The organism is Microbulbifer sp. ABM4_008, assembly GCF_056311705.1.
The window spans coordinates 2,792,487-2,818,229 of sequence record NZ_CM149970.1; the positions used below are offsets into that span (position 1 = coordinate 2,792,487).

At 45.7% G+C, this 25,743-nt stretch carries 23 protein-coding genes; 8 read left to right on the top strand and 15 right to left on the bottom strand.

Going from position 1 to position 25,743, the window contains the following annotated elements:
• Window positions 1–71 precede the first annotated feature (71 nt).
• Window positions 72–1,733, top strand: coding sequence for a nitrite/sulfite reductase (locus ACYX4J_RS11960; RefSeq protein ID WP_476176680.1), 1,662 nt, complete (start codon window positions 72–74; stop codon window positions 1,731–1,733).
• Window positions 1,717–2,265 (top strand): DUF934 domain-containing protein, encoded by a 549-nt coding sequence (locus ACYX4J_RS11965; protein ID WP_476176681.1) that lies wholly within the window; start codon window positions 1,717–1,719, stop codon window positions 2,263–2,265. Before ACYX4J_RS11960 ends, ACYX4J_RS11965 begins: the two co-directional genes overlap by 17 nt.
• Window positions 2,266–2,314: 49 nt before the next feature.
• Here ACYX4J_RS11965 and ACYX4J_RS11970 read toward each other — a convergent pair whose 3' ends face one another.
• A complete protein-coding gene (locus tag ACYX4J_RS11970) occupies window positions 2,315–2,917 on the bottom strand; it encodes a TetR/AcrR family transcriptional regulator (protein ID WP_476176682.1) in 603 nt (200 codons plus the stop codon).
• A 108-nt stretch (window positions 2,918–3,025) separates the two neighbouring features.
• Between ACYX4J_RS11970 and ACYX4J_RS11975 the strand changes: the two genes are divergently transcribed.
• Window positions 3,026–3,760 carry an SDR family oxidoreductase gene (locus ACYX4J_RS11975; RefSeq protein ID WP_476176683.1) on the top strand — a complete coding sequence of 245 codons (735 nt, stop codon included), beginning with the start codon at window positions 3,026–3,028 and terminating at the stop codon, window positions 3,758–3,760.
• 54 nt (window positions 3,761–3,814) lie between these two features.
• Here the strand turns inward: ACYX4J_RS11975 and ACYX4J_RS11980 are convergent, their stop codons facing one another.
• Together ACYX4J_RS11980 and ACYX4J_RS11985 are read right to left on the bottom strand one after the other, a co-directional pair.
• Window positions 3,815–4,108 carry a YciI family protein gene (locus ACYX4J_RS11980; protein WP_444930831.1) on the bottom strand — a complete coding sequence of 98 codons (294 nt, stop codon included), beginning with the start codon at window positions 4,106–4,108 and terminating at the stop codon, window positions 3,815–3,817.
• 381 nt (window positions 4,109–4,489) lie between these two features.
• The gene (locus tag ACYX4J_RS11985) at window positions 4,490–4,795 is read right to left on the bottom strand and encodes a YciI family protein (RefSeq protein ID WP_476176684.1); all 306 of its coding nucleotides are present in this window, start codon (window positions 4,793–4,795) and stop codon (window positions 4,490–4,492) included.
• Window positions 4,796–4,933: 138 nt separating this feature from the next.
• On the opposite strand from ACYX4J_RS11985, the gene ACYX4J_RS11990 reads away from it, so the two are divergent.
• Window positions 4,934–5,206, top strand: coding sequence for a winged helix-turn-helix transcriptional regulator (locus ACYX4J_RS11990; protein ID WP_476178660.1), 273 nt, complete (start codon window positions 4,934–4,936; stop codon window positions 5,204–5,206).
• Window positions 5,207–5,619: 413 nt separating this feature from the next.
• On the opposite strand, the gene ACYX4J_RS11995 is transcribed toward ACYX4J_RS11990, so the two are convergent.
• Window positions 5,620–6,030 (bottom strand): GFA family protein, encoded by a 411-nt coding sequence (locus ACYX4J_RS11995; RefSeq protein ID WP_413665497.1) that lies wholly within the window; start codon window positions 6,028–6,030, stop codon window positions 5,620–5,622.
• A gap of 110 nt (window positions 6,031–6,140) precedes the next feature.
• Between ACYX4J_RS11995 and ACYX4J_RS12000 the strand changes: the two genes are divergently transcribed.
• A complete protein-coding gene (locus tag ACYX4J_RS12000; RefSeq protein ID WP_444927582.1) occupies window positions 6,141–6,500 on the top strand; it encodes a winged helix-turn-helix transcriptional regulator in 360 nt (119 codons plus the stop codon).
• Window positions 6,501–6,808: 308 nt separating this feature from the next.
• Here the strand turns inward: ACYX4J_RS12000 and ACYX4J_RS12005 are convergent, their stop codons facing one another.
• A complete protein-coding gene (locus ACYX4J_RS12005; RefSeq protein WP_476176685.1) occupies window positions 6,809–7,558 on the bottom strand; it encodes a sporulation protein in 750 nt (249 codons plus the stop codon).
• A gap of 648 nt (window positions 7,559–8,206) precedes the next feature.
• On the opposite strand from ACYX4J_RS12005, the gene ACYX4J_RS12010 reads away from it, so the two are divergent.
• Window positions 8,207–9,220: an ELM1/GtrOC1 family putative glycosyltransferase gene (locus tag ACYX4J_RS12010; RefSeq protein ID WP_476176686.1), complete on the top strand. Its 1,014-nt coding sequence runs from the start codon at window positions 8,207–8,209 to the stop codon at window positions 9,218–9,220.
• Between the two features lie 302 nt (window positions 9,221–9,522).
• Here the strand turns inward: ACYX4J_RS12010 and ACYX4J_RS12015 are convergent, their stop codons facing one another.
• Entirely contained in the window at window positions 9,523–11,415 is a 1,893-nt protein-coding gene (locus ACYX4J_RS12015) for an aconitate hydratase (protein WP_476176687.1), read from the bottom strand.
• A 619-nt stretch (window positions 11,416–12,034) separates the two neighbouring features.
• On the opposite strand from ACYX4J_RS12015, the gene ACYX4J_RS12020 reads away from it, so the two are divergent.
• Both ACYX4J_RS12020 and ACYX4J_RS12025 read left to right on the top strand, forming a co-directional pair.
• Complete coding sequence (locus ACYX4J_RS12020) at window positions 12,035–12,721, top strand: alpha/beta fold hydrolase (RefSeq protein ID WP_476176688.1); 687 nt, start codon at window positions 12,035–12,037, stop codon at window positions 12,719–12,721.
• A gap of 129 nt (window positions 12,722–12,850) precedes the next feature.
• Window positions 12,851–14,419 carry a multicopper oxidase family protein gene (locus tag ACYX4J_RS12025; protein ID WP_444913536.1) on the top strand — a complete coding sequence of 523 codons (1,569 nt, stop codon included), beginning with the start codon at window positions 12,851–12,853 and terminating at the stop codon, window positions 14,417–14,419.
• A gap of 53 nt (window positions 14,420–14,472) precedes the next feature.
• On the opposite strand, the gene gad is transcribed toward ACYX4J_RS12025, so the two are convergent.
• The 9 genes from gad to ACYX4J_RS12070 form a co-directional block, all read right to left on the bottom strand.
• Window positions 14,473–15,846: a glutamate decarboxylase gene (gad, locus tag ACYX4J_RS12030; protein ID WP_444912842.1), complete on the bottom strand. Its 1,374-nt coding sequence runs from the start codon at window positions 15,844–15,846 to the stop codon at window positions 14,473–14,475.
• A gap of 14 nt (window positions 15,847–15,860) precedes the next feature.
• Window positions 15,861–17,381 carry an amino acid permease gene (locus ACYX4J_RS12035; protein WP_413665489.1) on the bottom strand — a complete coding sequence of 507 codons (1,521 nt, stop codon included), beginning with the start codon at window positions 17,379–17,381 and terminating at the stop codon, window positions 15,861–15,863.
• Between the two features lie 220 nt (window positions 17,382–17,601).
• Complete coding sequence (locus ACYX4J_RS12040; RefSeq protein WP_444905541.1) at window positions 17,602–18,405, bottom strand: class I SAM-dependent methyltransferase; 804 nt, start codon at window positions 18,403–18,405, stop codon at window positions 17,602–17,604.
• A gap of 36 nt (window positions 18,406–18,441) precedes the next feature.
• On the bottom strand, window positions 18,442–18,810 hold the full coding sequence (locus ACYX4J_RS12045) for a SpoIIAA family protein (RefSeq protein WP_413665487.1): 369 nt from the start codon (window positions 18,808–18,810) through the stop codon (window positions 18,442–18,444).
• 81 nt (window positions 18,811–18,891) lie between these two features.
• On the bottom strand, window positions 18,892–19,458 hold the full coding sequence (locus ACYX4J_RS12050) for a hypothetical protein (RefSeq protein ID WP_476176689.1): 567 nt from the start codon (window positions 19,456–19,458) through the stop codon (window positions 18,892–18,894).
• Between the two features lie 309 nt (window positions 19,459–19,767).
• The gene (locus tag ACYX4J_RS12055) at window positions 19,768–20,232 is read right to left on the bottom strand and encodes a hypothetical protein (RefSeq protein WP_444897587.1); all 465 of its coding nucleotides are present in this window, start codon (window positions 20,230–20,232) and stop codon (window positions 19,768–19,770) included.
• Window positions 20,233–20,431: 199 nt separating this feature from the next.
• Window positions 20,432–21,517, bottom strand: a complete 1,086-nt coding sequence (locus ACYX4J_RS12060) for a PQQ-dependent sugar dehydrogenase (protein ID WP_476176690.1) — start codon at window positions 21,515–21,517, stop codon at window positions 20,432–20,434.
• A 150-nt stretch (window positions 21,518–21,667) separates the two neighbouring features.
• Window positions 21,668–22,681 carry a GlxA family transcriptional regulator gene (locus ACYX4J_RS12065; protein WP_476176691.1) on the bottom strand — a complete coding sequence of 338 codons (1,014 nt, stop codon included), beginning with the start codon at window positions 22,679–22,681 and terminating at the stop codon, window positions 21,668–21,670.
• Between the two features lie 2,162 nt (window positions 22,682–24,843).
• On the bottom strand, window positions 24,844–25,491 hold the full coding sequence (locus ACYX4J_RS12070; RefSeq protein ID WP_413665482.1) for a YiaD family glycine zipper/OmpA-like lipoprotein: 648 nt from the start codon (window positions 25,489–25,491) through the stop codon (window positions 24,844–24,846).
• Window positions 25,492–25,743: the final 252 nt, after the last annotated feature.

Sequence of the window (25,743 nt, forward strand, 5' to 3'; positions counted from 1 at the left end):
CAGCGGAGAATCGTCCGGGGCCCGCCCCTTTCTCCACCATCAGCGCACAAAGGCAATGGAATCAAGCTGTTATGTATCGATACGACGACCGGGACCGCGCCATCATCAACGATCGCGTAGCCCAGTTCCGCGGCCAAACGGAACGTTACCTTGCCGGCGAGTTGAGCGAGGAGCAATTCCTGCCGCTGCGCCTGCAAAATGGCCTCTATATTCAGCGACTGGCCCCCATGTTGCGTATTGCCGTTCCCTACGGCCTGCTCAACAGTGCCCAGTTACGCCGTCTCGCCCGCGTAAGCCGCGACTACGATAAAGGCTACGCCCACTTCACTACGCGCCAGAACCTCCAGTACAACTGGCCGCAGCTGGAAGATGTACCCACTATTCTCGATGAGCTGGCGGAAGTGGAAATGCACGCGGTACAAACCAGCGGCAACTGTATCCGAAATACCACCTCGGACCCCTACGCCGGCATTGCGCTCGACGAGATTGCCGACCCGCGCCCCTATTGCGAGTTGATTCGCCAGTGGTCTACATTCCATCCGGAATTCGCTTTCTTGCCGCGCAAGTTCAAGATCGCCGTCAGTGGTTCAGAACAGGACCGCGCCGCCATCCGTGTACACGATATCGGTGTACAAATCGTCAAGCGCGGTGAAGAGATTGGCTTCCAGGTATTGGTAGGTGGCGGTCAGGGCCGCACACCGGTTATTGCCGAGACCATCCGCGACTTCCTGCCGGAAGAAGACCTGCTCTCTTACCTTGAAGCGATTGTCCGCGTTTACAACCAGCTGGGTCGTCGCGACAACAAGTACAAAGCGCGCATTAAAATTCTGGTCAAGGCCCTCGGCCCGGAAGAGTTCGGCCGCCGCGTGGAAGAAGAGTGGCAACATATTAAAGACGGCGCTGAAAAGTTAACCCAGGAAGCATTGGATTGGGCTAAATCCTTCTTCACAGCCCCGGAATATCGCGAGTTTGACGGGCCAGCTGCTGAAGCGGCACTGCAACAACAAGCCGACAGCGACAAAGCCTTTGCCCGCTGGCTTGAACGCAACACCTACCCGCACCGGGTACCCGGTTATCGCGCGATTAAGTTGTCCACCAAACCCACTGGTGTACCCCCAGGTGATGTAACCGATGCCCAATTAGAGGCTATTGCCGATCTTGCCGATACTTTTAGCTTTGGTGAAGCTCGGGTAACTCACGACCAGAATGTGGTACTCGCAGACGTCGAACAGGACAAACTGTTTGAACTCTGGCAACAGGCCCGCAAGCACGGCTTCGCCACACCGAATATCGGCACCCTGACCGATATGATTTGCTGCCCCGGCGGTGACTACTGCTCACTTGCCAATGCCAAGTCCATCCCGGTAGCCGAAGCCATCCAGCGTCGCTTTGACGATATGGACTACCTGTACGACCTGGGTGATCTCAACCTCAATATCTCTGGCTGTATGAATGCCTGTGGCCACCACCACGTGGGACATATCGGCATCCTCGGCGTCGATAAAAAAGGCGAAGAGTTCTACCAGATTCAGCTGGGCGGCAGTGCATCCAACGAGGCCAGCCTGGCCAAAGTATTGGGCCCCAGTTTCTCCCGCGCTGAAGTGCCAGACGTGATCAGCAAAATCCTCGACCTCTATGTCGAGCAACGCCAAACGGAAGAGCCCTTTATCGACACCTACAACCGCATCGGCCTTCAGCCCTTCAAGGAGAGAGTTTATGCCAAAGCCAGCTAAACTGGGCCCACAGCCAAGCAACCCCGCAGAACTGATCATCGATGGTGAAGTAAAGACCAACGAATGGCAGCTGGTACCCCAACTGGAAGCAGGGGAAGAGTTGGACCCAAGCACCCTGCCCTCCGGCAAAATTATCCTGCCACTGCGACAGTGGCTGGCGCATCGCGATGCGCTGGCATCCCGCAGTGAAGAAGTCGGTGTTTGGCTGGACAGTGAAGAAGGTGCCGAGCAGATTGCGGAAGAAGCTCCCAAATTGCCGGTAATTGCCGTGCATTTCCCGGCATTTGCCGATGGTCGGGGCTTTACCGCAGGCCGTATGCTGCGCGAGCGCTACAGCTTTACCGGAGAGTTACGCGCAGTAGGCGGGTTTATGCGAGACCAGCTGACCTATTTACAACGCTGCGGCTTCAATGCCTACGCATTTGAAGGCGAGCAGCCTCTGGCTAGCCTTAAAGACTCGATGAGCGATTTTGGCGATAGCTACCAAACAGGGGTAGACCAACCGCTGCCCATGTTCCGTCGCCGCTTCTAAAGCTCAATTTAGACCTCTGAATACTCAGAGGTCTAAATTTCCACTTCCATCACACCTCCAACCCCAATCCATTGAGCGCAAACTCCAAAAAGGGTTCCACCTCCTTGAGTTCTCGCCCGGATCGCAATACCGATGCTGTGCCATGCAGCAGGGTAATCAGGTACATAGCGCACTCCTCGGCACGCCGATCCAGCCCTATTGCCTGGGACTCTTTATCAAAACGAAACAAGTCAACCAGTTGCTTTACCGCTTCTGCGTCAGCAGCTTTTAAAGCGTCAATGGCATCAGAAGGCAAAGCATCACCGGCAGTTTCCGATAATCCAAACGCCAGATAACAACCCCTCGGGGTTCCTTCCCCGGCCTGTCCTTTAACGGTAGCCAGCAAATAACTATGCAATCGCTGCCGCAACGGCACTCCCTCTTCCGTCAGGAACTGCATACGATCTTTGGCATATCTATCCAGGTACTGCCCCAATGAAAGAACAAACAGTTTCTCTTTATTGCCAAAAGAAGAGTACAGACTTGGCTTATTAATCCCCATAGCCTTGGTCAGGTCGGCCATTGAGGCGCCCACATAGCCCTTTTTCCAAAAGACTTTCGTTGCTGATTCCAGCGCATGCGCCTTATCAAACTCCGGCTTGCGTCCCGCCATTGGCAATCTCCCAAAAATTGTTTTGACAATATTGTACCGATCGGTAAGACTTAGCTCAAACCTTACCGATCGGTACAATATTCATCAACCCTTCACAGGAGAACGGAATTGAGCATTTCAATCGAAGGAAAAACTGCCCTTGTAACTGGAGCAAACCGCGGAATTGGCAAGGCAATTGTCGAGCGCTTTCTCGACGGTGGCGCAAAAAAAGTCTATCTGGCCGTTCGCAACCCGGAGACAACGAAAGAGCTGACAGAAAAATATGGCGACAAAGTAATCACATTGAAACTCGATGTGGCAAAAGCCCAAAGTGTAGGGGCGGCGGCAAAGGCGATTCAGGAATTGGATATTCTGGTGAACAATGCCGGGGTACTTGCGCCCTCAGACCCGCTTAGCGACCATGTAGAGGACTCCCTTAAGCAGGAACTGGAAGTGAATACCTTTGGGCTTGTCCGTGTAGCCAAAGCATTCACCCCCCATTTGGAAAAGAGCAAAGGCGCCCTGGTACAAATGAATTCGGTAGTATCCTTGCGTACCTTCCCACACGTTAGCACCTACTCCGCATCCAAAGCCGCCAGCTACGCAATTACCCAGGCACTTCGAGAAACGCTTCAGGAGCGAGGCGTACAAGTATTGAGTGTTCACCCCGGCCCCATCAAAACAGATATGGCCAAACAGGCTGGGCTGGAGGACGGAGAATCCCCCAGTGCAGTGGCTGAGGAAATTGTTGGCGCGCTAAAAAATGGGGATTTTCACCTCTTCCCGGATGCCATGTCACAGACCTTTGAAGCCGCTTATCAGAGCTTCTCTGATTCGGTGATCACCGCAGACCTTAGCGAATAACACGGCCGAAGATTGTCTGAGTAAGAAGTAACACACGCCTCGAAGGAACCCGATCTAGGGTTCTTTCAAGAGGCTGGAAAATTCCTCTGAAGCCATAACGGGTACAAACTCAGTGATCGTAAAAGTCGACGCCCCATGTTTTGTGAAAGGGTCTTCTTCCAGAACCTTTCGCAGCACTTCCTCAGAGGGATGACGTGAAATAATTATCGCGCCAGTTCTAGGCTCTTTCGCTCCCCCAAAAAGCAGGTCTCCCGATTTATAGTGTCCTTCCAGGTAGCTCACATGCTCCGCCATTAACTCTGGGGTCAGTTTTTCTAGATCCGGGAAATTCAAGTTCACTAAAAACATAACATCTCTCCCCTCCTTAGGGACCATATATCAGCTGTTTACACCACTTTAAGCTTGCAGAAATAGCCTCCACCAATCTAATAAATAGCAAATCTTTCCACCTTGGCGATAGAGGATAATCCCCAAGTGGTAGCTTAAATGGAAACCATCGGAGATCGATGATCGGGCATCATTTAATTTAATGGTGCCATCAAGTACCTTTCTTTAGGCAATAGTGCTAACTAGACGATACTTCAGATTAATCAAGTTACATGTGGCCTGAAGAGCTTCATCTGCCTTCCAGGCTGTGGTATCCCCCTCAAAGCCACATACCAAACTCCCCTCAAAACATTTGGGGATTAATGAGATGGCACTCCCTCTTTGAGCTCACTCTTAAGACTGTTAATGCGAACTCATCTTTAGAAGGTGTAAAAACTGTTCAGAGGCCATAACAGGCTCAAATTCGGTTAGCGAGTAAACTGCCACTCCACTTTTTATAAAAGGGTCCTCATCAAGCACTCTCCGCAATGCTTCTTCACTGTTGTGGCAAGAAACAATAACCCCTCCAGTCCTGGGATTTTTTCTTCCTCCAAAGAGCAAACTTCCAGACTTATACTCTCCTTCCAGATAAAGCCTATGCTCCGCAGTCAGTTCTGGGGTTAGCTTTTTCATATCCTTAAAATGCATATCCACTAAAAACATACCCATTCCCTCTTCTCTTAAAACACTATAATATTGCTACTGATTTCGTAGCAACTGTAACGCTACTAATTTAGAAGCGCAAGAACCATGGCAACTCCTCTACCGAAAAAAACTGTCAGAGGCTCGACTAGCGGCATAGCCATTATGGCTGTATTCGATCTGCTCGGGCGAAAATGGAATATGAGAATACTGTGGGAACTGAGGAACACACCCCGGAGCTTCAGGGAACTCCAAGCCCAGTGTGATGCCATGTCCCCTTCGGTACTAAATACAAGAATCAAACAGTTGAGCGAAGCTAGATTGATTAATAAGTGTACGAATGGATATCAACTGACAGATCTGGGTGTTTCGTTAATGGAAACCCTTGATCCGCTGAGGGAATGGGCTAATAACTGGGAGGAATCCCTCAAGGCCTAATGGACACTCTCTAAAAACCAAAACCCAAGAGCCTTGCAGCCTAGATGCCGCTGGGTTCTTGGAGGCAGGCCAACTATCGCGACAAAATGGACTGAACCGATAGGGCAGTCTCATTATCACTCGCATCATGCGCTAGCGAAAACGAATAATATTAATCGCCGGGTAAACCAAATCTACGAATAATTCTGCCAAACAATGCACCTGCTCACCATCAAGGGTTAAGGAGGGTTCAATCTCTTTAGAAGTCAACAAACCACTGCTCTCAAGGGCACTCTTATGAGTTACCTTTTTGTGCCCGTAAGTAGCGAGTCATGGGGATTGCAGGGAGACAAATTGAGCGAAATGTAATTTTCAGAAGTTTCCTTAACCCAAAAACAGCTGTGCGCTGCATCCCCTACTTTTGATTGTTAAGGTCACATTTCTGGCATTTTTTCAAATTTTTGTAATTTCGGGTCCATATAGTCCCAAGATGCACCACTACCAGCATATACCACCATTGTCGGGTTGAATTGCTCCAGGTCATGAAGACTCCCAGCGCGGATAAATTCAAACTGCGGCATACCGCTATTTTCCGCATAAATATGCGAACCGCAGCGAGGGCAAAAACCTCTCCTTACTGTATTGCCGCTATCTGTCTGCTTCTCATGAAATGCAAGATCGCCGCTAATGGCTAAGCTTCCGCGAGGAATAGCAATGTTAGCGATGTGTCCAGCCCCACTAATTTTCTGACAATCTGTACATTGGCAATGACCCGCCATTACCGGCTCTTCGGAACAAGAATAACTAATATAACCGCACAGGCATTCTCCAGATATTTTGGACATAAATTTTCCCTGTTACTTACGAAGTTGAAGTAACCTTAGCCTAAATCAATAACTTCAACTTCGCAAGTAACTAGGCTAGTATTTCATTTTCTGGCAGTAAGAGTGTGAGCATGAGTCCTGACAATCAATTTTTACGTTCGGGATGCCCTATCGTGAACGGACTGGACGTATTCGGTGATAAATGGACATTAGTTATTCTAAGAGACTTACTGTGTGGTAAAGAGACCTATAGCGAGCTAGCTGACTCACCAGAGAAAATACCAACCAATAGACTCGCAGAAAGATTAAAAATGCTAGAAGCAGAGGGAATGTTGGTGAGGGAACAATATCAATCAAAGCCTAAGCGATATAAGTACCTGCTAACACAGAAAGGCAAGGATGTCTTACCGATTCTTCAGGCAATCGCCAAATGGGGAAATACATATTTTGAAGGCTCATGGATTCCCCCGAAGTGGTTTATGGAAACCTAACCCTTTGATTCGGGGCCAGAAGCGCAACAATTCCGCAGGACCAAGCTAAGCTGAAAATTTAGCAATAACAGCAACTTTTATGCATTTTTACTTCGTAATTACATAATTGTATTCTCCATAAATAGCCAGAAGCTAATGATGTTGACTCTGCCTATTATATTTATCCCCCCCAATCTCATTAAGAAACCCTCCTGAATCACTAATGAACCTGGCGGCAATTGATACAACTAATATACTGTTTTACCAGAACACTTTCGCCCCCAAGGGCCCGGCAGCTCAATGCCGCCAGACTCTATGGATCAGCTCAACTATAGAGACAAAATAGATTGAACCGCTGCGACAATCTCATTATCACTCGCATCATGCGCTAATGAAAACGAATGATATTCATCGCCCCGCAGACCAAATCTGCGATCAATTTCAGCCAAACAGTGCACCTGTTCACCATCAACGATAAAGGAGAGTTCAATCTCTTTTGAAGTCAACAAGCCACTACTCTTAAACTCTATCTCCTGGTAGCATCCAGACTGGGAGACAAAATTGCTTCCACGCAAATGCCCCTTTTCAACATCCGCTTTTACCATTTTAAAGCCACTTTCCTCGATCATGGAAAGTACCTTCTCTACAACGGGTAACGGTCTTATCCGCAAGGGGTCCCTGTCTTTCGGATCCAGCGCAAAATCAATATCCAGGGAAGTTTCCAGCCACACATAGCTTTTATTTCTACGGGCGTTTAAAACAGTAACTGGCGTCTCTTCATGCAACGCCAACTGAAAAGGAACTTCTCGGCTCTCTCCAGCGCCAATAGTGAAAGGATCCTGTACCTGTAATTCATTCAGTACAAAACGCTCATGGCTTACCCCTTCATCGGTCTCCACCTTGATCTCGGTGCAGAGCTTTAAACTTATAGCATCCACCTGCTGGTCGATGTCACCACCAATGATATGGATAGCCCCTTCAATGATTCCACCCTGAACTTGCTCAGAGTTTTGTAGAACTGTATCAACTTTAGCTGCACCAATACCTATTGACGCTTTGAGTTTTTGAAACATAGACATACTTGGAGTACTCACCTAACCAAACAACCTAGCCTTAAAATATGGATTTCAACCTATTTCTTAGCCCAATAAATAGAGCCCAACACTAACACAAATCCAATTTAGGTAATACCAGGCCCAATAAGTTCATTTATATCTGGAGCTTCCACATAAATAATTGATAACACCCATACCTACCTCCACCAGATTCAGGGAGAGTTTACCGGGTTAAAAATAGATATTTTTAATACATATTTCTCCCCAACAGTAAAAAATTTAACGCTTGAGTGAGGCCACTTACTTTTCTAAATGTGTCATTTTTCGTTGGAATATCGGCAAAATCCTAACTGTTGTTAAGGAAATTCCAGCAGTACCATAGTATCTGAGTCCTATTTATACCGAAGAAGTAAAAATATGATCAGTAATAATTTCAAAATCACACCCTCTCATACCTACATTATGCTGCAAGGGCGAGACCATTATCTGTAGCACCAGAAGTCGATAACAAACCAAAGGTTGCCTGTGGGCTTAAGCCTTCAGATCGAGGTGCTCAATCTCAACAACTACGTATAGAAACTCCATCTACAGAAAATTGAGAATAATCAATTTAGGGTACTTCTATTCACTTAAAATCCCCTAGAAACATTTCTCAAACCATTAAGCAAGGTTATGCACATTTTAATTATTTACGATGGAAAACCGGGCCATCTCAGTCCTTCGCTGGGGCTATATCAACTGCTGTCCCGCTACTCCAAGGGCAATTACTCTTATGAAATCACCACCAGTAAACCAGTTTTAAAGGCCCTAAACAAACCAATAAGACTATTGACTAGGCATCTCGCCAGAAACGCACACAAATTTATCATGCTCTTTCACAGAAACCCCTCCTTCAAAAGAAAACCAGATATAATTATTTCCTTTGGTGGAAATAGCGTTGCTGCGAACGTCGCGCTAACCCAAAAAATACAATGCATGAATATTGCCATAGGAAATATTTACAGCTTCAGGAAAACCGATTTCTCTCTAACCCTATCTACCAAAGAGGATATTAAAAAATCAAGGCAATACCTTCCGTTTAGCCGCATAGATGTAAATTTATGCAATGCATTGGGCGACAACTTAAAGAAGAAACACCACAAACCCTTTTATACTTTACTTATCGGAGGCAATGGAAGCGGCTATAAATACACACGGAAGGATTATATAGACTTGATAGAAGAGCTAAAAAAAATAGCGATCCATAAAAATATTTCATGGCTAATTAGCACCTCAAGAAGAACCCCTAAATATGTGGCTGAGCTAATTGAAAGCAACATGCCATTTGATACATGCTTCAACTTGCTAGATTATGAGGCCCCCAATGCCAGCCTCGAAGAAATACTCGGTGCAAGTGAAGCTGTCTTTATAACCGAAGACAGTTCATCAATGATTTCTGAGGCCCTTGCCCTATCTAAACCTATATATACTTTAGTCCCCCAAGAGAATAACATCTACGGAGCGCACAAAACTCTCATTAATAAACTTTACAGTGAAACTTATATAAAGAGGATGGAGATTTTCGCACTGGCCAAGACCTTTAATGATTCTCTATCAAAAGGTTTCAACTTAGATTATGGATACCATTCTAAAGCAAGATACGATGAAATTATCTCTGCGCTTGACATCAGTAGCAATGGTAGGTGAGCGATCTCACCCCCTTAAATTGACCATCATAACGACAGAGACTTCAACACAAAGATCTATTGATATAGAAACCTTTAACAGCAAGAGATCCTACATATTCAAACTAGTCAATTGCAGTAGCAAAAACGACTAGCAGAAAATAAAATTCTCTCCAGCCTCACCAAGCGAGTAGAACTTCATCAAAAGCCAGCCTAAATTTTAATCTATACATTCACTGCCAACTCACAATTAAAAATATCGTTCTAAAAAATACAAGCAAGTATTTTGCGTGGAGAGCCAACCCCATAATATCCAGTATACTGTTAAAATGAGCCCATATCTTCCAGAGACCTTCTCAACAACCCCTTAATATAGTTGATGCGGCCTCCAAATTTAATTATTTCAATTTCTTCTTGAGAAAGGTCATTTTCCAACCAAATCTTAATACCTTTAGTCACATTTCTCAGCTCTAGCATCTTGTTACCCCCTGTACAGCTTGAGAGATCATAAAATTGAAGTTGATCATCTTTACTAAAGGCGTCAAAATCGCTTGGATTACAAAATGTTAAAATGAGAATTCCGTGGTCAATAAGATTCTTGCGATAGAGTCCAGCTACACTTTTGGCTATGACGCAGCGCACTCCCAAGTATCGCAGTGTAATTGAGGCATGCTCCCGGCTCGACCCATGACCTAAACTGTTGCCGGCAATAAGAAATATATCCTCCTTGGTGCTCAAAGCCCGCTGATAAAAAGATTCATCTACATTTGAAAAAGCAAAGCGGCTTAACTCTGGGACATTTGACCAATAAGGCAAAGCATCCGCACCTCCGGGAATAATATCATCGGTTGAGACATTATCCTCCAGCTTTAAAAGAGCTGGGCCTTCGATCACACTTAACATTTTTTCCAGAACTGGCAAAGGCTTGATGTTGGGGCCCTTTCTCACCTCAACTTTCACTGGTATTTCCTGCGGTGGCTCCAATAGTGATCGCATATCCATTAGATGTTCAGGCTCTTCAAATACCGGATAATCCATGTCTAAATTTCTGGGGTCAGTTATTTTTCCTTTCAGGGCGCTGGCCGTCGCAGTCTCTGGGCTGCATAAATAGACGCTATCTTCTTTGGTTCCCGAACGCCCAGGGAAATTTCTCGGCACAGTTCTAAGACTATTGTGCCCGTTAGCTGGGGCTTGCCCCATACCGATACAGCCACCACAGCCGGTTTCATGCAAGTAAGCCCCTGCACCAAGCAGTTTTTCAAGGTCACCATTATGAGTCAGCTCATGAAGTAGTTGGCGCGACGCGGGATTAATATCTAAAGAAATCTCGTGCGGTACAAAGAGACCATTTACCATCCGGGCGGGAATAGAAAAATCACGCAACCCAGGGTTAGCCGAAGAGCCGATATAGCTCTGAGAAACTGGCCTACCCTCAACTTCACGAACTTTAACAACCTTATCCGGCCGCGAGGGGCAAGCGATCATTGGTTCAATTTTCGATAGATCTAAAGTTGCAACCTCATCATAGGTTGCATCCTTATCGGCAAGCAACTCGACAAAGTCGTTCTCGCGCGACTGCTGCCGCAAGAAAAGCCTCACTTGATCATCAGCAGGAAAGACACTTGTTACGGCCCCCATTTCCTGCCCCATATTGGCGATTACGTGACGATCCATTGCTGTAAGGTTTGCCAATCCAGGGCCGTGATATTCAACAATCTTGTTCCAGCAACCTCTCAATGTATATCTACGTACAAGCTCCAAAATAACATCTTTAGCGCTTACCCATGGCTGTAGCTCCCCCTCGAAACGCACCCCCAAAATAGTTGGCATTACCAGAGAAAGCGGAAATCCCATCATTGCAAGCGCAACCTCAATTCCTCCGGCTCCTATTCCTAACATACCTAACGAGCCAGCAGCACATGAGTGGCTATCCCCACCTAAAAGGGTTTTACCGGGGATACCAAAACAAGCCATATGGACAGGATGACTAATACCATTTCCTGGTCGCGAGTACCATATCCCGTAGTTTCGACAGGAACTTTGCAGGAACACGTGGTCATCACCATTCTTATGGTCTGCCCTCAATACATTGTGATCCACATACTGAGCGCATATTTCTGCTTTCACCTGCCTCGCCCCCAAAGCTTCAAGCTCCAACATCACTAACGTGCCGGTAGCATCCTCACTGAGGACTTGGGAGCCTCTGAATAACTCCATGATACCTCTGCAAGCCCCGAAGGGCGGGCCTTGAAGGCCACAGCTGCTGCGTTGCAGCTCTTGCCAAGGGCTACGGCCATTCGCGGCGAGCTGCGCCTAACATCTGCAGCCTTCAAGACCCGCAGAGGCATTACGGAGTTATTCAGAGGCTCCCTTGGTCAATTTTAAGCTCGATAACACTTTGGGGAGCCATATTCCCTTTGACCAAATGACTTTCAATTAACTTTCTAGCTACGTTTAGGCCTGTCATTAAGTTACATTAACGAACTCTAATACTTACCCACCTAGACAACTTATTGGCCTAGCAATTCTGTTTTCGTTATCGACATAACTAGAAATAACGTATTAGTATAAATAAATATCCATTAGAATAATTAAATATATTTAGAAGCTTAAATCAAAGAAACTATTTTTATCTAAAACATGCACACCCAACAGCCTTCACAGCAACTCAAACCGCCTCATACGATAGAAAACTTCACCTTTCGGCACTACCAGATTGCTTGTCCCGTACAAACATCAAGAAGAATTACTCTGGCTGAATGTCATATATAGAGAAATACTCAACATAAGCATGTTAATATTCAGTTAATAGGAAATTCCAGCAGGATATTCGGAATTGAAAGTTTTACTTCTACCAGGACTTGATGGAACAGGAACACTGTTTTCAGGTTTGATTAAGGCACTACCAAAACAATGGACAACCGAAACTATCTGCCTTTCCAAGCTCCCAGGGGATAGTTACCTGGCTCAAGCTCAATCAATCGCCAAGAGCTATCTCAATGAGAAGACTTACATTATTGCTGAATCCTATTCAGGAAGAGTTGCATATGAGCTATCCCTTTTAGCTCCCGAGAAAATTTTAGGCATTACCTTTATAGCTAGCTTTATAAGCTCTCCTTCGCTGCTATCCAAGGCAGCACAACTAGCTCCAATCTCGCTTATAGACTGCCCATCTTTAACCAAAATCACACTAAATTTCTTTGGTTTCAATGGCAAAGGCAGTGACATACTCATTGACAGCACCTATAACGCTCTACTAAATACCAACAGAGGCAAACTAAAGCAAAGGCTTCATAATATCGCCTCTATTTCCCAACCATCTCAAAAATTGGAAATCCCTGCCATCTATATCCGCCCGGATAGAGATCGACTTATCAGGAAAAAAGCTGTCACCGATATATCTGCGATATATATCAACCTCAATGTCATTGATACTCCTGGTGGACACTTTATCGCTCAGGCACACCCCAACAAAGTCGCGAGAATTATTATGAATTTTGCAGAAGGATTGCTACTACCCTAACTTGTCTTTCAATGAACGATCATATGGCAAGTAAATCCACAAATAATCCTACCTTAGAATCTAAACTGATATTCGTTCATAAAGTACCCCTTGCCAATCTCGCTTCCCACAAAATCCTCGGAGTTAACAGTGAGCAATAGAGAGCATATTTCCTTTCTAGAACCAATAAAAAATCCGCCCGCTTACTCAATGGATAAAGAAAATAGAAAACTAGAACTTAAACTTGATGTACAGTACGAAAAGAATAACATTTTCAGTTTTTACAAAACCCATGACACACCAACCTGGACCCGTGTATTTTCATCATCAATCACTCAAGAAGCAGGTTTCACACTGACAGGCCCTACCATTGAAATTCGCGCTGATAGCCACCTTACTATCCAGACAAACAACCTGCTACCAGAGGAAGACCCCCTCAATACACCCGCTACAATAAACTTCCCCCATGAGTTCAATACCTACAACTTACATACTCACGGGCTCCATGTCTCCCCAGAATCTCCGGCCGACAATGTCTGCATGAAGATCAAACCAGGGGAAAGTTATACCTACGAATATGACATCCCCAAGGACCAACCCCCAGGACTCTACTGGTACCACCCCCATAAGCACGGCTCTGTCGCTATACAAGTCGGCAGCGGGATGGCAGGTGCCCTAATCGTGAGGGATGAATTTGACGATGAACTTGAGGCAATGGGAGTTAAGGAACATATTCTTGTCTTCCAGAATATTGCCGTAGATGAGCACGGAAAAGTAGAGGATCAACACCAGGTCGCTAAGTTCCCAGATAGTGAATACTGTATTACCGTTAACGGACAATACTGCCCTATCATTCATGCAACGGTGGGTGAGCTTCTCAATCTGAGACTTCTCAATGCTACCACTCGCACATCGATAGATATCGATTGCCCTTGGTTCGCGCAAATGTACATCTACGGGTTTGATGGAAACCCTACTGATGACTACCGCCTACAAGACGGAGTAAGCCTGGGCCCCGCTAATCGAGCCTCCCTTTTCTTAAAAATCAGTGAAGCCGCCACTCCGGGAGCTCATTTTTACATTTACAATAATGCGATTGAGTTCCAACAAATGCCGCATTATAAGTACCATAACAACAGTCCTCTTTTTGTTATCGCTATTGCCCAGGGAGAGGAAATCGGAACGGCAATCTATGCCCCCAGCAAACCACCCGCCCGATGTGCACCCCCACCCTTCCCCAGCAGTTTTAAAGTGGACTTACTGAAACCTATTACAGATGATGAGATCACCAATACACGTCGACTCACTTTCCAGGCCAACACGCTTGATGACCCTAAAAAATATTATCGCGGGCTGAATGTCAGTATTGACCATTCACCATTCGAAGGATGTGAAGTGGTTAATCATTACGTAGAGCTTGATGCAGTAGAGGAGTGGACCTTGGTTAATGAGAGTGAATTCCCCCACCCAATCCATATTCATGTTAATCCGTATTATGTTATCGAGGTGGTTGGGGAAGACCCCATGCACCACACACTCAAACTACCGTTTTGGTGCGACACCTTTCAAGTACCGCCCCATGGACATGTCAAATTCCGTACTCGTTTCAAGGATTTTACCGGAAAGTATCCTCTGCATTGCCACTTACTTTATCATGAGGATGGGGGCATGATGCAGCATGTTAGAGTTGTCAAAGATGCCTCTGAGATTCCAAAATAGCCCACTTATCTATCCAGTCATTGAATGCAAGGATCGTTAAAGTCCCTTAAGAATTAACACTTACTGGGGGCCACTTTTTGCGGGTCATGTAACTTGGGCGGAGTTGCATTACCGCAATGCTTACTCAACCAATCGCAAGCATGGATAATATCCTTTGCAAGGCCACTGATGGCATTCTGATTGAGATGAGGGCGAACAACAATTCTCAGAGAGTTTACAGACTGAGCGTTTGGCGGCATCGAATAGGCAGAAAGAACCCATCCCCGCTCACGTACTTTATTGGATATATCATATTCATTAAAATTCTTATATTTTTTATTCAGGGTCATGGCAACAACTGGGATTCTCTGGGTTTTATTCATTATTTCAAAGTACCCACTGGCCACCAGAAGTTGACGAAGAGTCTGCGCATTTTCCAAGGTGTGCTGCATAATCTGCCTGTACCCCTCATAGCCTAGACGTATAAAGTTGTAATACTGGTAGGCAACCGGCGATGCATTTCGGCTGAAGTTCAATGTGGCTGTAGGCATCTCCCCACCCAGGTAATTCACATAGAACATCAAGTCTTCATCAAAAACTGCTTTTTCACGAAAAATTATCCACCCCAATCCCGGCGGCACCAAGCCAAACTTGTGCCCGGAGGCATTGATAGATTTCACTCTTGGCAAACGAAAATCCCATTTATAATTCGGGTAGAGAAATGGATTAACAAATCCTCCCGACGCCCCATCAATATGCATAGGGATATCGTTTCCTGTTCTCTCTTCATACTTATCCAACCAGTTTTGAATCGCCCTAAATGCATCATCCTCACCGGTAAAGGTTTGCCCGGCGATAGCGACAACAGCGATGGTATTCTCATCGACCAATTCATCCAGATGTTCACTGGTAAAGCGGTAATGACCAGGCTTTAACGGTGCTATGCGCGGCTCCACATCAAAGTAGCGCATAAATTTGTCCCAAACGATCTGCACGTTGGCTCCGGTAACCAGGTTAGGTTTTGAGCCGTCTTTGCCGGCTTGCTGCCTCTTCTTACGCCAATTCCACTTATGCGCCAAACCAGCCAACATGCAGGCCTCTGACGAGCCTATGGTCGCTGCGCCGTATGGCTCTACTCCCTTAGGTCCATTCCAGAGGTTGTGTAACCAGCGAACCATTCGCGCTTCCATCGCAAACAGCTGTGGATACATGTCGTGATCAATATAGTTCTTCAGATAATGTTTCTTAGCGACCTCAAATGCTTCTGACTCAGTAAAAGTTGTGACAAACGAAGATAAGTTCATCGCAGGCTTTGCGTCAGCCCAGGTTTCACTGGTTACGATAGCCTCGGCAGCCTCTGCTGAAATACTACACCGGGGAAAGTGCTTTTCTGGGATATCTTCATTGTATTCGTCAAAGAACCTATCAAATGGAGATTGCTCTTTCACTACCTGCCTCCGGCTCACTCATCAATATCAGAAAATGACTGCTGTTGATGGCCACCCTCCCCCCGCCAGGAGGGATTGTGAAAATAGAAAATTAACAAGGGAACGGTGATCGCTATAGCAATTCCACCCAGATTGAGAGCAACATAAGTTACAGGATTTTTTATCGTGAGCTGTTCTGGCGGGAAAAATGAAACTACCAAGGCAAAAACAACGGAAATTAAGCCTATTCCGGCAACAATACAAACCCCTGGCAGCCCTCCCGGGATACGAAAACTTCTGGGTAAGTCTGGTTGCGTGATCCGCAATCGAATAACCGCAGCAAACATCATTATGTACATAATGATATATAAGCTAATAGCCATCACTGAAATCAAAACAAAAGCTGTAGATACATTATCCATTAAGATATAAATGGACGAGATTGCCGCTACCACTACAAACTGTGCGAGGAGAATATTTTTTTGTACACCCACCCGGTTTTCTCGCTGAAACCAGGGCGGCAACATCCCATCCTGGGCCGTAGCCAGTAGCCCTCGACTGGGGCCAGCCAACCATGCCAAGGCACCACTTAGTGCACCATAGCCAATTAGCCAGGAAAGTGCTTGCACGGGCCATTGAATCCCAAGTAGCTGCCCAAAAGCTCTTTCGTAAGCTGTAAATAAGCCAGTTTCTACAGATATCTCTTTATAGGGCAAAATTGCAGCAATAGAGAGTGCGCCGAGAGTGAACACCAGGATGGAAATAACGGCGGCGATGGCAATTACAGCTGGATATCCTCGACGGGTATCACGTAGTTCCGACACATGCGTGGCCTGTGCTTCCACTCCAGCAAAGGCAAGTAAAATACCCCCGAGAAAAGCAATTGCCCCCAAACCGTTAATATGGGGAAACCAGCGCGGGTGATCATAACCATCCCGACGCACTGCTACTTCCGGGTCGGTCAAGGTCTCCCAGCCAATAGGATTACCACTCACCACCCACCAAACAGCCAGGACAATCAAAATCAAACAGGGAAATACGATACCCACCAGAAATCCAAACTGTGCCACTTTTACCAGAAAACGGGTTCCGGTAAGGGCAATCAGTGTCGCTAGCAAATAGGCAAGAATGCAAAACCCACCGATATAGTAGGTATTCTGGGCGATGGTATTATCGCCCACCGCGTAAGCCACCGCCGCAGCGGCAAAACCCAACTCCGTGGGATACCAAACAATGCACTCGATCCACTGCAACCATATAGCGACAAAACCCACCTTCGGGGTAAAAGCCTCACCAACCCAGGTATAGACACCCCCAGTGCGCTCTGAAAAGGCGCTGCCAAGTTCTGCCGACACGAGCCCTGCAGGAATCAAGAACAGCAATGCCGCAAAGCCGATATAGAAAAACATCGTCAGTTCTTCTTGCGCCATCATCGGCAGGGTACGCAAGCTGGTAACGACCGTTGCGGCAGTTAGGAGCCCGAGAGCAGCCACAGAAAACATCTTTCTGTTGGCAATATCCGGGGTGCTCGATGCACTGCTCCCTTTTGGTCGCACTGATGGGACCTCCCTGGAGTGCAATATTTTTGCGGCAGTACAAAGAAGCAAAGCCTATCGTGGGGGTCTGCGGGATAGATGGGATAACAGAGGTGCCGCTACCAAGGCATAAGCCGCCCTTTTAGCAACGGACTTATGGAAACATAGAATTCATAGCAAGTCGGTGCCCACACCATCTTTCACCCAAGGAGAAATCGGCTAGGGCAGCGGTATGTGGCAGTTAGCCTGGAACCCCATGTTTGGTGTAGATATCGAAGCGGCCGGATTTCCCCTCCAAGGAAAGGTTGGGCTTCATATCAGCCAAATAGGGGGCAAGCTTAGGGCGCTTAACTACTGTGCGGTAGTAGCAGGCCGCCAAGGCAGGGCTCAATAAGCTATCCGCATCCTCATCAGTCCCAACCAAATGATGGAAGGCAGCCATTTCCTTTTTGACCTTGGCAGCTTTCCCTCGCGCAGGGAACATCGGATCCAGATAAATAACAGGGATGGATTCCTCCGATTGCAGCGCGAGCCACTCTGACGCCGCCGTACAGCAATCCACCAAGCTCATTCGCTCAGAAATTGCAGCCAACTCAGCATCCCCGATAGACGCCTGTCGCAGCCGGCGTATTCCATCTTTCAGCAATTGGAAAACAACCGGATTGCGCTCCAGCATCTGCACCTCACATCCCAGCGCCGCCAGAACAAAAGCATCTCTACCCAAACCAGCGGTGGCATCGAGAACTTTGGGATGGAAGCCAGAACGCAGACCAACAGCTTTTGCTACTGGTTGAGCTTTACCGCCGCCATACTTGCGGCGATGAGCAAGTGTTCCAGCAACAAAATCCACCCATACTGGCCCGGCTGCTTTACGCCCGGTCGCACATAACTGCAGTTGCTCTCCGAGACACAACACTTGGGGAAAGTCGACCACATCAGCAGGAGAAATAGCTCCAAGGAGGGGGTAATCTAACTGAGCGGATAGTTCTTCCGCTGCGGAAACATATTCTGGCGCCGCAGCGACAATAGCCAACGATGGACTCACCTGCCCTCCAGGTAACATTGAAAAAGGGAGGCGATGCTAACCCGGTTTTTGTAACCATTCCAGAGCTTGAGCGGACTCCTCTTCGGGAAAGGGACGCACCTCAGCACTGATGAAGTGACAGGCAAGGTTGGGCATAAAGCGGAGGATAGGATTATCGGTAACCACGGCTATCCGGCGGATATGCCTTTGATGCTCTCGAATAAAGCGAAAATGAGAGATCATTGCGACGAAGCTCTCCCAGCCAGCGAAATCTCCCGCATTGACTAGCAACCCTTCTATACGTCCCCGCTTGCTAATGATCGGATCAACTTGAGCGGCTAGCAACTGGAAGTCCTCAACGGTTAACTTCCCAACTGGTCTAACCTCGAGTATTCGATCACCCTGATGCCAGATATGCTCAATCATATTTTGAGAATGCGGCAGGGCCACACTTCTGTGCGGCCCTGCTTTTCGCTTAGCTCGATGTAGCTGAGTCATTACTATTGGTCAGTTATCATTACTTTCCATTCCTTCATCCTGACCGGTATCTGCCTCTGTATCTGTTTCAGTGCCATCGGCAGAGGCATCCATATCGTTAGTCGCGCCCTCTACAGCATCATTGGCTTCCTTCGTAGCATCATCTACGACCTTATCCGCTTGCTGATTTAGGTCGCCGCCCGAGTTATTGCTCGCGTCTGGCATGGCGCTAGAATCATTAGCATCCGGGCTCATGTTGCCATCTGCACCCATATTGTCTGAACCAGACATAGTAGCGTCAGGTGAGCCCCCGTTATCTGAAGACCCTGGAGGGGCGGGATCGGTTGAGTCAGAGTCCTGGGGCATTTGGGAATCGGGATTGCCCATACCATCAGGGGAATCCGAGGTATCTGCTGGGGCCATTGAGCCACCGCTACTTCCTCCACTAGAGGGGGTAGAGGATCCCCTCATCTGTTCACTCTTCTGCTCCTGCTCCATCGAGTTATAGGCATCTTTAGCCTTATGCTCGCCGCTGCGCGACATAAAATAACCGATGATCAGTAATAAAATGATCAGGGGAATCAGTAACTTCTTCATATCTGGACCTCTCGACCCCAGGCAAACTCAAAAGAAGACATTAATCATTAAAATCGAGCCGGTTACACAGTGCTGGTCGGTGTACTTTCTCGATAACAATCCCAAACCCTGACACTCCAGCCTGTTTACAACGGTGCGCAACTTAATGAGATGCAGCGCCTGTAAAAGAAGGTCGCGCCAATACTGATAAGAATAACCCTCCTTTGGGGTTCTTCAAGGGGGAGAGCCACTTCGTAGCAGGTTGGATTGCTGTAAAGAAAGAACCAGTTACAACTGATAGTTCTAACAGGTCTGCAAGAGAGCAAATTATTAACCTTGCTTAATAAACTTATTAAGTTGGGCGAGTATCGCGGTGGCGTCTGACTCGGCAATAACCGCCTCACAGCTCCTCAGGTGTAACCTTCCGTAGCTATCCAAATTCGCAAAAATCAGATAATTTTCACCTTGCTCCAGCTTTAAATCACAGGATTCAAATCCCAGGCGGAAGGTGATCTCTCCACCCATTGGCCCCTTCCAAACCTGGCTGGGAACGGCAGAGTAGATATAGCCTGATATGGCTGTAATTCCCTCCTCAGACAGTGCGCTATCCACATCCCTGTGAACATCAATAATTTCTACTTGCGCCACAACCTCAGCTTGGGCAAAACGTAATTCCAAATGAGCAGTAGATGCCGAAGCTATGTCCTCAGCCGCATGCGCCGTGCTACTCACTAGGAGATATAAAATAACACTCACGATTTTGGAAAATGTCTCACAGGATATTTTTTGCGTCACAACCCTCTCCTTACTTATGCTCTTATCGCAGTAGACATAGCACAAGTAATTAGGATCGGCTTATTCTTTTTTACAGAGTCTGAAGGATAGCTAAGAGGTGAGGAAATTTGGCAGAAATTCCTCTAGCGTGAAAATCAATACAGTGGATAACTAAGCGGGCTGCTCAGTGAGCAGCCCTGATAGCTATAAAATCGGCCATTTAAATACCGGTATAGGTTAAGCGATAGATTTTATGGGCAAAATCGTCAGAAATTAATACGCTGCCATCAGGCATTTCTAAAAATGCAACAGGGCGCCCATAGGTGGTTTCATCCCGCATAAAACCAGTGACCAGCGGCTTGTAATCCGTGACCTCACCACCTTTAACTGTCGCCATCATTACTCGGTAACCTGATTTTTTGCTTCGATTCCAGGACCCGTGCTCAGCAACCAACAAGTTCTGTTGGTATTCCTTGGGAAACTGCCCACCTCGATAAAAGTGAATTCCGAGAGGCGCCACATGGGCATCTAAATTTAATATCGGCTTGGAATAATCAGCGGCCTTCTTACCCTGACCAAATTCCGGATCTGCAATATCGTCACCGTGGAAATAAGGGTAGCCAAAATGCTCTCCTGCAAAGCTTACCTTATTGATTTCACAGGGTGGGATATCATCACCCATCATGTCCCGACCATTGTCTGAAAACCACAATTCATTGGTTTGCGGATGAAAATCAAAGCCAACGGAATTTCTCACTCCATTTGCAATCACTTTTGTTTTCTTAGATTGCAAGTCCAGCGAAAATATTTTTGAGTAATTTTCGTTGGCATCACAGATATTACAAGGTGCGCCGACAGGCACTATCAGCTGCCCTTCACTATCAAAACGCAAAAATTTCCAACCATGATGCCTGTCCGCTGGAAACTGATCGTAAACAACCTCAGACTTCGGTTTGTCAAGATTTTTATCAACCTGGGGGAAGCGAATAATCTTATTGACATCAGCCACATATAAATCGCCATTTTTATAGGCAATACCTGTCGGCGCTTTTAAATCATCCATCAATAGCCAACGCTGATCAGCTACACCATCATTATCTGTGTCCTTGAAAGCATAAACTTTTTTCGCGCTGAAAGAACCAGAAAATACTGTACCCGACTCAGAACGTGCCAATTGACGAGCCGTCTCAACATCTTCTGCAAAGTAGCTGAGCTTAAAGCCCTCGGGTACCTTGAGGTAATCAAGGTCTATCTCAGCACTTGCAGAAGCTGCAAATAGCAAACTGGCCAAAAGTAAGTATTTCATCTTTATATTCTTGCAAAATATAAATATTAACTAAAAGTGAAGATGTTGATCAACTCAGAGGTTCAGACATACATGAGCATTCATGCTTAAACCCTGAAAAGCCGCCTCCCATGTCGAAGATAAGCCAAAAATCAACGAAATCCAGTATTTTCAAGCGAACTGTTTGCGGTATTTACTGGGAAGAATACCTTTCTGCCGAAGAAACGCCCTTCTCATTTGTTCCTGCGACGAAAAGCCACACTGGGTTGCCACTACATCCTGACTAATCCCTGCCTCCAATATTAACTGACAGGCCTTCTCAACTCTAACCTGCTCCAAATACCGAGCCGGAGTTACACCTATCTCGCTTGTGAAGCAGCGAGAAAAATTTCGGGGGCTCATTGCTTGTTTTTTGGCCAAAAAATCAACACTGAGAGACTGCTCTAAGTTAAGGTTTATCCATTCCAACAACGGGGAGAACCTATTATTTTTTAATTGTGCCTGCAAATAACTACTGTACTGACTCTGATCACCATCACGCTTCAGGTACAAAATCATTTCCCGAGCAACTAAAAGGGCCAGTTTTCGACCGAAGTCCTCCTCAACCATAGCTAAGGCCAAGTCTATCCCTGCACTTCGCCCTACAGAACTGTAGATTTTCTTATCTCTCACAAAAATCGCTTTGTCATCTACTTCAATATCTTTATATTTTTTTAGATCACCGATGTATTTTTCATGGGTTGTAGCCCGATGCCCTGATAAAACTCCAGCCTTAGCAAGTACCAATGTACCACTTCCGCTAACCCCTATCCTCTCAACTTCCTTTGCCTTAACTTTCAACCATTCAAGAAACTGACTGTCATCCGTTAAATCAAGGCAACTTTTCGCAGTACCACCTCCAACTAGAAGAGTATGGATGGAATCGGCCTCGTAGAAACATTTATCTGGATGTACTTTCAGGCCAGTAGTTACTTGCCTCGGCTCCTTGCTTGCAGCCAAAAATTCAATTTTATACAGCTGATCTTCGCCGTACCCAAAATCGGCCATTTGTTTATTAGCAAACGTAAACACCTCAGCTGGACCTGTGATATCCAGGCACTGGGCACCAGAGCAAATAATGATCGATATCGTTCTCTTTTTACTTTCTTTAAGACCCTGGTATGACGATAGAAGACTACTTTTCACGGCAAACACCTACAACTAACTTATCAACCCAGAAGGGTTCTTTATGTTTTCTCGCAAATCTAACTTGGCGTAAAAAGGCAAAATAACTCGCTGGAATTAAGTGACTTTGCATTAGGATGTACTAACCTTGCATATTCTGTAAAGTAATATTGATATTACCTTAGAGAATAACCAGTCACCCAAAATTTGGGGCCTTTTAACTGATCAAATTTCATCCCACTTGTACTAACAAGCTGTACCAATAAAACTAACAACCTCAATTGGTACAGATGAACCAATAATTATTTCACTTACACAACGATAAATAGTATTTTCCACCCTAAAAATTTTGGCGTCTTTTGCATGCACACCAGCAAATGATTGAAGACTGTTTTTTTGACACATCGAAATAAAATGCCAATTAAGGACCCACAACACTGCCTCAATTTTTCCACCCCGCCCCACAGACCGGGCCTGGGTGTAAAACAATCACCCAAAATTAAAAAAACTCCAAATCACAAACAAAAAAAGAACAAAAACCTACTAGAAAAATTTAAATGTAATAAAATTGCAATAAAACACTAAAGCTAAGAACTATTTACCAACCCTAACATCCAACCACTCAATCAATAGCTTTACGATCGATTCAGCAATTAGGCGCAGCTACTACATCTACCGCATGTTAAGTGAGACCCCTTTCTTTACCTGAGCCACTAAAATTCTAAACTCTTCCCTTAAGAGGAGAGTCAAGGCTTTAAAAGTTAAGAACTCATTGTGTACTCTTCTCAGAACCTACTTTTAGCCAACACCTTCTGCCAAGATCACCGCTACCCCTTATTAATTACCAACCAAAAGTTATCGAGATAGCCTTTCCATCTTATGGATAAAATCTTTTAGTGAAGAACTGAAAATGACATAGACCTTCATGAAAAGAGCTTGAAGCCCTCAGCCCCAATATGAATCTCACAAAACATTTAAGTAATGAAGCTTGACGATCATCACAGGCCCACATCTTAAGACTCATCATTTCCAACCAAAAGGACAAGCTTCCTGCAAAATTTTACTTTATCGTCTCTTAAAACCAGCCAGGTTCACAATCACCATTATTATATTTCTGCAGCGTATAGATCAGCCATTTACAGCAGTGAAACCATGAAAAACAATACTTATGGAATTCTTTACCCACCTCAATGTGTCGAATTAATTCTCCGACGAGACAGACACAAACATCCATCCAACAACTAAATTACCAATCGAAGTGGCGAATGAGGGAAGGAACAACCTCCACTATTAACACAACCCTAAAATCTGGCGCTACACCCTTCGAATTAGAAGTATTTATGCGATCCTTTGCCTGGGGGTACTAATCAAAACTGATTCCACCAACTAAACACCTAAAAATATCCGCGACAGAAAAAACAATAAAAACTTATGACTCACACCACCTCAACTTGCACAGGCGTACCAACATGAAAAGCTGGTCAAAAATATAAATCACATAAAGTACAAATCCAGAAAATAATAAAACTAAGAAATTATTATTAGCGCCAACCCAGCCCTAGACAACTTAATTTTCGGACTTTCCTGCTTACTTGACGGCCAATGCGTTAAAAATTAAAAAGTAAGAAAATCCATCTCTGCATACATGACCACAAAATCAATTATTCATAGGTAGAAAATATGATTGGCAAATGATCTCTATAAAAATGTTGGCACGTCTAATTTTTAGCAGTCGAACAAACTGAGACATCAAAGAACTGACAACCACTCTCGTTTGGCTCACAAAACATTTTCTAAAAATATACTAGAATCAAACTAATGCTAAATCTTAGGGTCGCTAGATTTATATAAGTCTGAAAACAAGACAACACGGAAATCCAAAGATGAGCCTTGATCTAAATAGAATGGTTTGAGTGGCAACTACATAAACAGTTCGGAAAAGATTCTGAAGATGGCAAGAGGATAAGTGAAAAAGCTTTCTCTCAATACATCATCCGTCGAGTAACCAGGGATCAAAGCCGGAAACTCTTTACAGTGACAAACAAATAACTGATTAAGGGAATAGTTAAGAAATTGAGCAGAATAATAATGGGAATTTATGAAGGGGTGTAGTGCCCAAATCGAACAATCTGGGCACTATCAATAAAAGAACGACTAAAGGTAGAAAATATCTGACCTGATCGTTATAAAGGCAGTAGTTCCAACTCAACTCGGCGATTGGCCTGACGCCCAGCTTCAGAGTCATTGCTGGCAATAGGATAACGCTCACCGTAACCTACCGCCTGTACCCGACCTGCAGAAACGCCCTGACCGCTGAAGAAGCCAGCAACGGAATTAGCGCGCTGTTCGCTCAAGCTCTGGTTGTACACATCTGAACCAGTGCTATCGGTATGGCCGCTGACTCGAATTGCAGTTTTATCAAACTCCTGCAATACAACAGTGACCGATTCCAGAGTGTCATAGAAGTCTGTACGAATATCTGCGCGGTTAGTACCGAAGGTAATGTTACCCGGCATGATCAGGCGAATATTATCACCTTCACGCTCAACACGTACGCCAGTACCTTCCAGACGCTGACGCAACAACATTTCCTGACGATCCATATAGTAACCAATGCCACCACCGATCGCCGCGCCACCCAGGGCACCAGTCAATGCTCCCTTACCACGGTCTTTCTTACTGGCAGTAGCGACACCAACGATCGCTCCAGTTACAGCTCCAATTCCAGCCCCCTTGGCGGCATTACTGGTCTTACTTTCACCTGTGTAAGGGTCCAATGTGGAACAACCAACCATCGAACCCAGTGCCAGGGCTGCTACCCAATATTTCATTATTGGCTCTCCTAACGCATTTTTAAGTAACGGGTATTGAGCTACACATGTCTTGTGCAATCTCTGTATTGTTCAACACACTATCTGACTGGCGGCTGAACCAACCCAATGAAATTTTCCATAGACTAAAGCGAATTTATTGTCAGTTCTACTGACTAGTCCCCATTACGTACTAACTATTCATAACTACGTACCAATGACGGACAAAGTAGCGAGCAAGAAGTGATCAGCTTCCCGGTCTTCCACAAAATC

What these genes read in the sequence shown, in the direction of transcription:
- ACYX4J_RS11960 (WP_476176680.1), top strand. Translation starts at nt 72, where the DNA reads ATGTATCGATACGACGACCGGGACCGCGCCATCATCAACGATCGCGTA.
- ACYX4J_RS11965 (WP_476176681.1), top strand. Translation starts at nt 1,717, where the DNA reads ATGCCAAAGCCAGCTAAACTGGGCCCACAGCCAAGCAACCCCGCAGAA.
- ACYX4J_RS11970 (WP_476176682.1), bottom strand. Translation starts at nt 2,917, where the DNA reads ATGGCGGGACGCAAGCCGGAGTTTGATAAGGCGCATGCGCTGGAATCA.
- ACYX4J_RS11980 (WP_444930831.1), bottom strand. Translation starts at nt 4,108, where the DNA reads ATGTTTTTAGTGAACTTGAATTTCCCGGATCTAGAAAAACTGACCCCA.
- ACYX4J_RS11985 (WP_476176684.1), bottom strand. Translation starts at nt 4,795, where the DNA reads ATGGGTATGTTTTTAGTGGATATGCATTTTAAGGATATGAAAAAGCTA.
- ACYX4J_RS11990 (WP_476178660.1), top strand. Translation starts at nt 4,934, where the DNA reads ATGGCTGTATTCGATCTGCTCGGGCGAAAATGGAATATGAGAATACTG.
- ACYX4J_RS11995 (WP_413665497.1), bottom strand. Translation starts at nt 6,030, where the DNA reads ATGTCCAAAATATCTGGAGAATGCCTGTGCGGTTATATTAGTTATTCT.
- ACYX4J_RS12000 (WP_444927582.1), top strand. Translation starts at nt 6,141, where the DNA reads ATGAGTCCTGACAATCAATTTTTACGTTCGGGATGCCCTATCGTGAAC.
- ACYX4J_RS12005 (WP_476176685.1), bottom strand. Translation starts at nt 7,558, where the DNA reads ATGTCTATGTTTCAAAAACTCAAAGCGTCAATAGGTATTGGTGCAGCT.
- ACYX4J_RS12010 (WP_476176686.1), top strand. Translation starts at nt 8,207, where the DNA reads ATGCACATTTTAATTATTTACGATGGAAAACCGGGCCATCTCAGTCCT.
- ACYX4J_RS12015 (WP_476176687.1), bottom strand. Translation starts at nt 11,415, where the DNA reads ATGGAGTTATTCAGAGGCTCCCAAGTCCTCAGTGAGGATGCTACCGGC.
- ACYX4J_RS12045 (WP_413665487.1), bottom strand. Translation starts at nt 18,810, where the DNA reads ATGATTGAGCATATCTGGCATCAGGGTGATCGAATACTCGAGGTTAGA.
- ACYX4J_RS12050 (WP_476176689.1), bottom strand. Translation starts at nt 19,458, where the DNA reads ATGAAGAAGTTACTGATTCCCCTGATCATTTTATTACTGATCATCGGT.
- ACYX4J_RS12060 (WP_476176690.1), bottom strand. Translation starts at nt 21,517, where the DNA reads ATGAAATACTTACTTTTGGCCAGTTTGCTATTTGCAGCTTCTGCAAGT.
- ACYX4J_RS12070 (WP_413665482.1), bottom strand. Translation starts at nt 25,491, where the DNA reads ATGAAATATTGGGTAGCAGCCCTGGCACTGGGTTCGATGGTTGGTTGT.